Origin of the sequence: Nocardia sp. NPDC060255 (genome assembly GCF_042727395.1) — a bacterium.
GTDB lineage: Bacteria > Actinomycetota > Actinomycetes > Mycobacteriales > Mycobacteriaceae > Nocardia.
In genome coordinates this window covers 157676-167255 of record NZ_JBHXAU010000022.1, presented here as the reverse complement: position 1 = coordinate 167255, position 9580 = coordinate 157676, and the positions used below count along the sequence as shown (strand labels likewise).

Sequence of the window (9580 nt, the reverse complement as noted above, 5' to 3'; positions counted from 1 at the left end):
CTTATTTTAGGGCGGGCTGCTTCTGTTGTTTATAATCCCCCGGGTGGTACGGGGGCCCGCCGGCTTGGTGGACTCTCTGCGGGGCGGCGGGGGCCCGCCCCGCCCCGCCGCCGCGCCGCCACCCGGGCCGGTCGATCCGGTCGACGAAACCGTCACTGCCACCACACCACCGAGCAGCCGCACACCCGTGCACTGCACCCGCTGAACGAGCGGAGGATCGCATGGCCACCATCGAAGACCCCAGCCGGCACCGCCCGAGGACGGTACTGCTGGCCTCGCCGCGCTCGTTCTGCGCGGGCGTCGAACGCGCCATCGACACGGTGGAACGGCTACTCGCGGTGCCGGGCCGCAGCGATCCGGTGTATGTGCGCAAGCAGATCGTGCACAACAGGTACGTGGTGGACGATCTGGCGGCCCGCGGCGCGGTGTTCGTCGAGGAACTGGACGAGGTCCCGGCCGGCGCGACGGTGGTGTTCTCCGCACACGGCGTCTCGCCCGAGGTGCGCGAGCAAGCTCGGGACCGCGGACTCACCACCGTCGACGCCACCTGTCCGCTGGTCACCAAGGTGCATTCGGAGGCACGGCGATTCGCCGCCCGCGGCGACACGGTGGTGCTGGTCGGGCACGCGGGCCACGAGGAGGTGGAGGGCACCCGCGGCGAGGCGCCGGAGGCGACCGTCGTCATCGATGATCCCGCCGAGGCCGCCGCGCTGCGGGTCGCGGACGAGTCCAAAGTCTCGTTCCTCACCCAGACGACGCTGTCGGTCGAGGAGACCGAAGCGACGATAGCCGCTCTGCGCCAACGCTTTCCGCTGTTACGCGGCCCCGGTAGCGCCGACATCTGTTACGCGAGTACCAACCGCCAATTTGCCGTGGAGCAGGTCGCCGCGCGTAGCGACGTCGTCCTCGTTGTCGGTTCGGCGAACTCGTCCAACTCCCAGCGCATGGTCGAGGTCGCCGCACGGCACGGCACCCCGGCGTATCTCGTCGAAGACGCCTCCGCCATCCAGCCCGCCTGGATCGAGCCCGCCACCATCATCGGTCTCTCGGCGGGCGCCTCGGCTCCCGCCGTCCTGGTCGACGCGGTGATCGCGGCGCTGCGTTCCTGGGGTCCGATCGCGGTCGAGGAGTGCGTCACCACCGTGGAGGACGTGTCCTTCGCTCCACCGACTCCCGTCAGGCGCCGATCATGAAGTCCCCCTTGCCCTTCCCCGACACACTGCTCGCCGGATTGACCGGTCCGGACGACCTCCGAGCGCTGCCGAGAGAACGCCTGGCCGCGCTGGCCGCCGAGATCCGCGAGCTGATCATCGACACCGTCCTGACGACCGGCGGCCACCTCGGCCCGAATCTCGCTGTCGTCGAGCTGACCATCGCGCTGCACCGGGTGTTCTGTTCGCCGCGCGACACCTTGCTGTTCGACACCGGCCACCAGTCCTACGTGCACAAGATCCTGACCGGCCGCGGGCACGCGTTCGCCACCAGCCTGCGGCAGCCCGGCGGGCTGTCGGGGTATCCGAATCGGGCGGAGTCGGTCCACGACGTCATCGAAAACAGCCACGCGTCAACGGCACTCGCCTATGCCGACGGTATCGCCAAAGCCCGTGCACTGACCGACTGCCAGGATCGCGCAGTGGTCGCCGTAGTGGGCGACGGCGCGCTTACCGGCGGCCTGGCCTACGAGGCGCTCAACAACATCGGTGCGGCCGAGCACCGACCGGTCATCGTGGTCCTCAACGACAACGGCCACTCCTACTCGCCGACCTTCGGGGCCATCGCAGCGCACCTGGCGCAGTTGCGCGGGACGGCAGGCCGGGATTCGCGCAGCACACCGTGGCCGCGCTCCGCGAACCCGACCGTGTTCGAACAGCTCGGGCTGGCCTACCTCGGGCCGATCGACGGCCACGACGTCGGCGCACTGGAAACCGCGCTGCGCCAAGCCAAGAGCCTCGCCAGGCCAGTCGTGGTGCACGCGGTCACCGTCAAGGGCAAAGGCTACGGACCGGCCTGCGTCGATCCCGAACGGATGCACACAGCAAGCCCGAAACCCGCTGTCCCCAAGCCTGGTTCGCCGACCCCATCGTGGACCGACGTCTTCGCAGGCGAGCTCGTCGACCTCGGAGCCAGGCGCGGTGACGTCGTGGCGATCACCGCGGCGATGCCGGGCCCGACCGGCCTGACCCGGTTCGCCGAGCGTTACCCGGACCGATGTTTCGACGTCGGCATCGCCGAGCAGCACGCGGTGGCCAGCGCCGCGGGCTTGGCGATGGCGGGCATGCACCCCGTGGTCGCCCTGTATTCGACCTTCCTGAACCGCGCCTTCGACCAGCTACTGCTCGACGTCGCGCTGCACAGACTGCCGGTCACCTTCGTGCTGGATCGGTCGGGCATCACCGGGCCGGACGGTCCGAGCCACCACGGCATGTGGGATCTCACCCTGCTCGGCACCGTTCCTGAACTACGGGTCGGCGTGCCACGGGACGCGGTTCAGCTGCGGGTAATGCTCGATGAGGCCGTGGCGCACACAGCGGGGCCGACCGCACTGCGTTTTCCGAAGGCCTCCGTCGGCGCCGACATCGCCGCCATCGACCAGGTCGGCGGCCTTGATCTGCTCTACCGCTGCGGACCGCCGCAGATCCTGCTGGTGCCGATCGGGCCGATAGCCGCGGAATGCGTTGCGGCGGCGCGGAATCTGACCGACAGCGGCGCCGGTGTCACGGTGGTCGACCCGCGCTGGCCGCTGCCGGTACCCACGGAGCTACTCGAGCTCGCCGCCGAACACGAGCAAGTGATCACCGTCGAGGACAACATCCGGCACGGCGGCATCGGCGCCCACCTCACCCGCGCACTCGGCGATGCCGCGATCGACGTGCCCGTGACCACCATGGGCCTGCCGCGGCGCTTCCTCGAACACGGCAAGCGCGCCGAGATCCTCATCGCCGCAGGCCTTTCCGCCGCCGGTATCACGGAAACCGCGCTGCGCCACGCGAACCACCTCAGGAGGCAGTCCAGTGACCACCAGTGAGCTCAACCGCTCCGCTCCGCCGCCCGGACTGCCCCGCCGTCACACACGCAGGCTCACCGTCGGCACGGTACCGGTCGGCGGCGGCGCACCGATCTCGGTGCAGACCATGACGACCACCCGCACGGCCGACGTCGACGCGACATTGCAGCAGATCGCCGAGGTCACCGCGGCGGGCTGCGACATCGTCCGGGTCGCGGTGCCGACCAAGGAGGATGCCGATGCGCTGGCCACCATCGCGGCCAGGTCGCCGCTGCCGGTCATCGCGGATATCCACTTCCAATCCCGGTACGTCTTCGCCGCTCTCGACGCCGGCTGCGCGGCCGTGCGGGTAAATCCCGGCAATATCAAGCGGTTCGACGATCGCGTCGGCGAAATCGCCAGGGCCGCGACGGCGGCCTCGGTGCCGATCCGCGTCGGTGTCAACGCGGGCTCGCTGGATCGCCGGATGCTGGCGAAATACGGGTCCCCCACGCCCGAGGCGCTGGTCGAGTCGGCGTTGCTCGAGGCGGCACTGTTCGAGGAGCACGGCTTCACCGATCTCAAAATCGCGGTGAAGCACCACGATCCGCTGACGATGATCACCGCCAACCGGCTGCTCGCCGATCGTTGCGACTATCCGCTGCACCTCGGCGTCACCGAGGCGGGCCCGGTGCTGCAGGGCACCGTGAAATCAGCGGTCGCGTTCGGCGTGCTGCTCGCCGAGGGGATCGGCGACACCATCCGCGTCTCGCTGTCCGCCCCGCCGGTCGAGCAGGTGCGGGCGGGCAATCAGATCCTGCAGGCACTCGGGCTGCGGCCACGCAGCCTGGAAATCGTCTCCTGCCCGGGCTGCGGGCGTCTCCAGGTCGACATACACCAGCTGGCGCGACGGGTGGAGGCGGCGTTCCAAGGCTTCCCGCATCCGCTGCGCGTCGCGGTGATGGGCTGCATCGTCAACGGGCCCGGCGAATCCAAGGAAGCCGACCTCGGTGTGTCGTCCGGCAACGGCAAGGGCCAGATCTACGTCAAAGGTCGCGTCATCCGCACGGTTCCCGAGAGCCAGATCGTCGATGCCCTGCTCGAGGAAGCGATGACGCTGGCCGAGGCGGCCGAATCCGAGGAGCAGCCATGGCCCATGTGATCACGCAGCAGTGTTGCAACGACGCGAGCTGCATCCCCGAATGTCCGGTCGACTGCATCAGGCCGACGCCGGATCAGCCGGAATTCGCGCGCGCCGAAATGCTGTACATCGACCCGGCCTCGTGTATCGACTGCGGCGCCTGTGTCGATGTCTGCCCGGTGGACGCGATCTCGCCCGATGAGGATCTGGTCGGACTGCCCGCTCGGTTCACCGACATCAATGCCGCCTACTTCCGCAGGTATCCGCTGCAGGCCGATGTCACCAGTCCGCTGCCCGCCGCGCAGCGCCTGCCGAAGGGGCATCCGCCGCTGCGGGTTGCCATCGTCGGGTCCGGCCCGGCCGGGTGCTATGCCGCCGCGGAACTGCTGGCGCGCGCCGATGTCGAGATCACCATGCTCGAAAAGCTGCCGACGCCATGGGGTCTGGTGCGCGCCGGGGTGGCGCCGGACCATCCGGATACCAGATCCGTCACCGACACCTTCGCACAGACGCTGGCCGCGCTCCGCTGCTACCTGAATACCTCGGTGGGCGAGCACATTTCGGTCGCCGAGTTGCTCGAGCATCACCATGCGGTCATCGTCGCGGTCGGTGCCGCGGCGGATCGACGGCTCGGCGTGCCGGGCGAGGACCTGCCGGGCTGCCATTCGACGACCGAGTTCGTCGGCTGGTACAACGGCCATCCCGGCTACTCCGAGCACAGCTTCGACCTGTCCGGGGAACGCGCCGTGCTCGTCGGCAACGGCAACGTGGCGCTCGACGTCGCCCGCATGCTCGCCGCGGAGCCCCGCGATCTGGCCCGCACCGATATGGCCGACTACGCGATCTCGGCGTTGCAGGACAGCAAGATTCGAGAGGTAGTGGTGCTCGGGCGGCGCGGGCCCGTGCAGGCGGCGTACACCGGCCCGGAGTTCCTCGGGCTCGCCTACCTTCCCGGCGCCGATGTGCTGATCAACGAATGCGAACTCATGCTCGACCCGCACAGTCAGGCACTGGCCGACGATCCGGCCGCGGATCCGTCGTTGCAGCTGAAACTGAAACTGGCCCAGCAGTACTCGCGCACCGCCCCGCTGCCGATCCTCGGGCGCAAACACATTCGGCTGCGCTACCTCGTCGCACCCGTCGCCGTGCACGGCACCGATCGGGTCGAATCGCTCGAGCTCGCGCACACCGAGATCGTCTCGCGCGACGGCGAATTGGTGGCGCGAACGACCGACCGCACCGAGACGATCGCTACCTCTCTCGTGTTGCGATCGATCGGCTCGCGCGGCGTCCCGCTACCTGGCTTACCGTTCGACGAGCGACGCGGCCTGATCCCGAACGAACGCGGTCGCGTGCTCAGCGCCGAACAGCGGCCGATGCCAGGGGTTTACGTGACCGGTTGGATCAAACGCGGCCCGGTCGGCGTGATCGGCACGAATCGCACCTGCGCGCAGGAAACCGTCGACCAGTTGCTCGCGGATTTCGCCGACGGATCACTGGCCAACCCCTCGCGCAGCCGGGAATCGCTGACCGAGTTGCTCGCCGAACGGCAGCCGGACGCGATCGACCACGCGGCCTGGCAGGCCATCGACGCCGCGGAACGCGCCGCAGGCCGCAGGCACGGGCGCCCGCGAGTGAAGCTGACCAGCACCGACGCCTTACTCCAGGTAGCACGATCGGCGACCGAGGCCGAGCCGGATCGCAGCAGATCCGCAGCCGAAAGGGCACTCGCATGAACGCTTCCACCACCTCCTCGCCGCCGGTAGATCTGGTATCTATCCGGCGACAGATCGACACGATGCTGGCCGACTTCGTCGCCGCCAAGGCGCACGCCGCCACCGAGACCCACCTGCCGGCGGACCTGGCCGAGGCGGTGCGGGAATTCCTGTCCGCAGGCGGCAAACGCATCCGGCCGCTGCTGTGTGTCCTCGGCTGGCTGGCCGCGGGCGGTAGCGCGGATATCCCGGAGTCCGTCCTGCAGGCCGCCGCCGCACTGGAGATGTTCCACGCGGCAGTTCTCATCCACGACGACATCATCGACAGCAGCGACACCCGCCGTGATCGGCCGACGGCACACCGCGCGCTGGCTGTACGCCACCAAAACCGTTCCGACGCGGACTGTTTCGGCGAGCACGCGGCCATCCTGCTCGGCGACCTCGCCTTCATCTGGTCCGGCGAACTGCTGCACACCGCAGCACTGACGCCCCGCATGCTCGCGGCCGCACTGTCGGTGCTCGACGCCATGCGCGGCGACGTCCAGTACGGGCAATACCTGGACCTGCTCGCCACCGGGCAACCCAACGCCGACCTCGACCGCGCGTTGCAGATCGTCCGCTACAAGACCGTCGCCTACACCTGCCGGCGCCCACTGCAACTCGGTGCCGCGCTCGCCGATGCCGCGCCCGAGGTCCGCGCGGCGCTGCTCGCGTACGCCAGCCCACTCGGTGAGGCCTTTCAGCTCCGCGACGACCTGCTCGGCGTCTTCGGCGACCCCGCCGTCTCCGGTAAATCCAGCGTCGACGATCTGCGCGACGGCAAACATTCGGTCTTGATCGCCATCGCCTTCGCCCGCGCGGACGCGGCGCAGGCGGCGCAGTTGCGTGCGCTGCTCGGTAACCCGGAACTCGACGAGAAGGCGGCGGCGCAGTGCCGCGCCATCATCGCCGCGACCGGGGCCGCGACCGAGATCGGGCGGATGATCGCGAGCCGCCGCGGCCTTGCCCTTGCCGCGCTCGACGCTCAGCCACTGCCGACGTCGGCGAGTAATGCGTTGCGCACGATGGCAGTTCGCATCACGGCCATCGACACCAGCTCCGTAGCAGCACATCCAGCGGAGAACCGACAACCAGAGGGAGTGAAACCATGACCATCACCGAACCGCCCACCCCGCAGGCCGAACAGGTACTGCGCAGCGCGTACCAGCAGTCGATCGCCGAGTATTGGAACAGGGAGAAGGACCCGGTCAACATCAAGCTCGGCGAGGTGGACGGCCTCTACCATCACCACTACGGCATCGGCGACTACTCCCCCGACGTGCTGACTGTTCCTGCCGCGGAGCGTGATTCGGCGATCATCGCCGAAATGCACCGGCTGGAGACGGCGCAGGCCGATGTGCTGCTCGAACAGCTCGGTGCCATCGATGCCGCGGACCGGGTGCTCGACGCAGGCTCCGGCCGCGGCGGCACCAGCTTCATGGTCAACCAGCGTTTCGGCTGCCAGGTCGACGGCGTCTCGATTTCCGAATCCCAGGTGAACTTCGCGAATACCCAAGCCGCACAGCGCGGTGTGGGCAAACGGGTCCGCTTCCACTTCCGCAATATGCTCGACACCGGGTTCGACGCCGGGTCCATGCGGGCGATCTGGACCAATGAGACCACCATGTATGTCGACCTGCAGCAACTCTACGGCGAATTCGCCAGGCTGCTCCAGCACGGTGGTCGGTACGTCTGCATCACCGGCTGCTACAACGATCTCACCGGCGGCCGCTCCCGCGCGGTCAGCCAGATCGACCAGCACTACATCTGCAATATCCATCCGCGCAGCGAATACTTCAAGGCGATGGCCGCCAACGGCCTGGTACCGATCGCCGTCACCGACCTGACCGCCGCAACAATCCCCTACTGGGAATTGCGCGAGCGTTCCTCGGTCGCCACCGGCATCGAGAAGGCCTTCCTCACCGCCTATCGCGAGGGGAGCTTCCACTATCTGCTCATTGCCGCAGACCGCATTTGAGAGTGGACCCGGCGCCGGTCCCGCACTGGCGCCGGTCACCGCGCCGGGATCAGATCACGGAAGCCCGGTACGAGACAGGACCTCGTGGTGGTGACCCACCGCCCCGCCCGCGGCGAGAATGGGCGGAGACAATGAAGCGCCCTGGCGGTAGGCATCTCAAACGATGATGTTTGCAACATGCTTGCCGAACATGTGAAACGGTCACGTCCGCACGTTGTTTCAACGAGATATGTTGCGGCAGCGAAGCAATTCCGCTCGGGGATTCGCTGGCCCGAATGTGTTGGCAGCCGAGCTGTTTCGTGCCCGCTTCGCCAAATCTACGTACTACCAATGTCGACATCAGTGCAGGTCGGAGCGTGTTCAGAGCGTTGAACTGCGGCGAAGTTGGGACTATCGTTGCTTCCGCATGGAAGATCGTCGTATTGCTCCGATTTGCTGGCCAACGGTAGTGGGAGGCACGATGAGCTCAGTGGTTGCCGATCAGATATCCGCCAGATATCTACCGCTCGCCCCATTGCAACGTGCCTTCCTCGCCTATGAGGCGGCGCATCCGCCGATGTCCTTCGCCATCGGCGGCGTGCTCCTCTTGGCGGGCACGCCGCCGACCGTGGACGAAGTACGTGAGTTGTTCCGGCGGAAGCTGCCATTGCTGCCACAACTGGGCTGCCGACTCAGCGAGGGCCCGCTGGGGCAGGCGGTCTGGGTACCGCAAGATGAGGTCGATCTCACGACTCTCGTGACCGAACGGCGAACGGGCCCAGGCGGTTTGCAGAGTGCTGTCGATGAGCTGATTCGTCGGCCGTTCGACCATTCCCAGCCGCTGTGGCGGGTGTGGTTGGTGCACGGCTACGCCCCCGGCGAGTTCGCGCTGATCTACCTCGGCCACCATGCCCTGCATGATGGCCTGTCCGTGGCCACGACGATCATGTCCACCTTCGCCGACCCCAACGGGCACGACTATCAGCCCCGAATACCGAAGACGCACGCTGGTACAGGGGCGCGATCCAATCTGTTGCGGACGGTCACGCACACCGTCCGCGGCTGTTTTCCGCTCGCTCGACCGTTACCACAGTCAGATATCTTCGGCGAACGCACTATTCACTGGGCCCACACCAGTCTGGACCAGCTACGGGAAATCGGCCATCGGCATAACACCACCGCGAACACCGTGTACCTCGCCGCCGTGACCCACGTGTTGCGGCAGTGGCCCGCCTCGCCATGGCACGCATTGCGCCGCACGGGCAGCCCGGTCTGGGCGATCATGCCGCTCAGCATCGGCGGCGACAAGGGAAAGCTCAGCCAGCGGGCGGTCGGATTCCGGCTACCGTTGCCGTGCGACGACCCGGACCCGCTGTCCCGCCTCGCCACACTGGACGCTCAATTATCGCGGGAAATTCTAGGGGCACAACGCAGTACGGCACAGTCGATGATCGCCGGCATGCCCTACCGACTGTTTCTACCGTGGGCGTACCACCACTTCAGTGACCGGTACGCCCATCTGACCGCCACCAATGTCCCCGGCTGCACCGACGAGGCGAGCGTGCTCGGCCGTCCCATTGTCGGAACTGTGCCGATAGGCTTCCTGCCCGCCCGGCATCGGCTCGGCATCGCGATGACCAGCTATCGGGATCGCGCGGTCGTTTCCTTCCTCACCGACGCGCGCCTATCCGGTGCCGAAGCGCTCCCCGATATGTGGCTCGATGCGGTAGCCGAGCTGAGGTAAT

At 67.7% G+C, this 9580-nt stretch carries 7 protein-coding genes; all 7 read left to right on the top strand.

The annotated features are described in order from the left end of the window. Window positions 1–221 precede the first annotated feature (221 nt). The 7 genes from ispH to ACFWF1_RS32785 all read left to right on the top strand — a co-directional run bounded on the left by ispH (window position 222) and on the right by ACFWF1_RS32785 (window position 9579). A complete protein-coding gene (gene ispH / locus ACFWF1_RS32815; protein ID WP_379285255.1) occupies window positions 222–1193 on the top strand; it encodes a 4-hydroxy-3-methylbut-2-enyl diphosphate reductase in 972 nt (323 codons plus the stop codon). 26 nt (window positions 1194–1219) lie between these two features. Then, window positions 1220–3025, top strand: a complete 1806-nt coding sequence (locus ACFWF1_RS32810) for a 1-deoxy-D-xylulose-5-phosphate synthase (RefSeq protein ID WP_379285724.1) — start codon at window positions 1220–1222, stop codon at window positions 3023–3025. Beyond that, window positions 3012–4145, top strand: a complete 1134-nt coding sequence (ispG, locus tag ACFWF1_RS32805) for a flavodoxin-dependent (E)-4-hydroxy-3-methylbut-2-enyl-diphosphate synthase (RefSeq protein WP_379285256.1) — start codon at window positions 3012–3014, stop codon at window positions 4143–4145. Before ACFWF1_RS32810 ends, ispG begins: the two co-directional genes overlap by 14 nt. Continuing rightward, window positions 4133–5860 (top strand): FAD-dependent oxidoreductase, encoded by a 1728-nt coding sequence (locus ACFWF1_RS32800; protein WP_379285257.1) that lies wholly within the window; start codon window positions 4133–4135, stop codon window positions 5858–5860. Before ispG ends, ACFWF1_RS32800 begins: the two co-directional genes overlap by 13 nt. Beyond that, the gene (locus tag ACFWF1_RS32795) at window positions 5857–6990 is read left to right on the top strand and encodes a polyprenyl synthetase family protein (protein WP_379285258.1); all 1134 of its coding nucleotides are present in this window, start codon (window positions 5857–5859) and stop codon (window positions 6988–6990) included. Before ACFWF1_RS32800 ends, ACFWF1_RS32795 begins: the two co-directional genes overlap by 4 nt. Further along, window positions 6987–7856 carry a geranyl diphosphate 2-C-methyltransferase gene (locus tag ACFWF1_RS32790; protein ID WP_379285259.1) on the top strand — a complete coding sequence of 290 codons (870 nt, stop codon included), beginning with the start codon at window positions 6987–6989 and terminating at the stop codon, window positions 7854–7856. Before ACFWF1_RS32795 ends, ACFWF1_RS32790 begins: the two co-directional genes overlap by 4 nt. Window positions 7857–8316: 460 nt before the next feature. Then, entirely contained in the window at window positions 8317–9579 is a 1263-nt protein-coding gene (locus ACFWF1_RS32785) for a wax ester/triacylglycerol synthase domain-containing protein (protein WP_379285260.1), read from the top strand. Window position 9580: the final 1 nt, after the last annotated feature.